Raw genomic sequence first — 785 nt, forward strand, 5'->3', positions numbered from 1 at the left:
CCGTACAGGTTGGTCGGCATCACCGAACGGTAGTCGCGGTTATGCTGCCGGTTATACGATTCACACAGCTTGATCCCGGCGATTTTGGCGATCGCATACGGCTCGTTGGTCGCTTCAAGCGTGCCCTGCAACAGCTCGCTTTCCGGGATAGGCTGTTTGGCCATCTTCGGATAAATACAGGATGAGCCGAGGAACAGCAGCTTATTCACGTTATGCATATGCGCGGCGTGAATGATGTTGCTCTCAATCATCATGTTTTCGTAGATGAAGTCCGCCGGGAAGCTGTTGTTGGCCACGATCCCGCCGACCTTCGCCGCCGCCAGATACACCTGGTCGATACGCGCCCCGGCAAAGAAATCGTTTACCGCACGACTATCCAGCAGATTCAGCTCATCGCGGGTGCGCAGCACCAGCTCCACGTCGCCGCGTTGTTCCAGCTGGCGGACGATGGCTGAGCCCACCATCCCGCGGTGGCCCGCCACGAAAATACGTTGTCTGGTCATAACTCAGGACTCCAGCGCGATGGCCACCTCGTAACCGTGAGCCTTAAGCAGGGAGTGTTTCTTCGCTGCTTCCAGATCGTTAGCCACCATCTCGGAGACCATTTCCTGCAGGGTGATTTCCGGTTTCCAGCCCAGTTTTTCGTGTGCTTTGGTCGGGTCGCCCAGCAGGGTTTCCACTTCAGCTGGACGGAAGTAGCGCGGGTCAACGGCAATCATCACATCACCTGGCTTCACGCCTGGCGCATCGTGGCCGGTCACGGACACCACGATCCCCTTCTCTTC

At 57.7% G+C, this 785-nt stretch carries 2 protein-coding genes; both read right to left on the minus strand.

Going from position 1 to position 785, the window contains the following annotated elements:
* Positions 1-503, minus strand: a 503-nt coding sequence (locus tag ACG0Z5_RS23785) for an NAD-dependent epimerase/dehydratase family protein (protein ID WP_394451632.1), incomplete at its 3' end; no start/stop codon positions are given.
* Between the two features lie 3 nt (positions 504-506).
* On the minus strand, positions 507-785 hold a 279-nt coding region (locus ACG0Z5_RS23790; protein ID WP_394451634.1), incomplete at its 5' end, for a GDP-mannose 4,6-dehydratase.

This window comes from Scandinavium sp. M-37, assembly GCF_043558715.1.
Taxonomy (GTDB): Bacteria; Pseudomonadota; Gammaproteobacteria; order Enterobacterales; family Enterobacteriaceae; genus Scandinavium; species Scandinavium vulneris_A.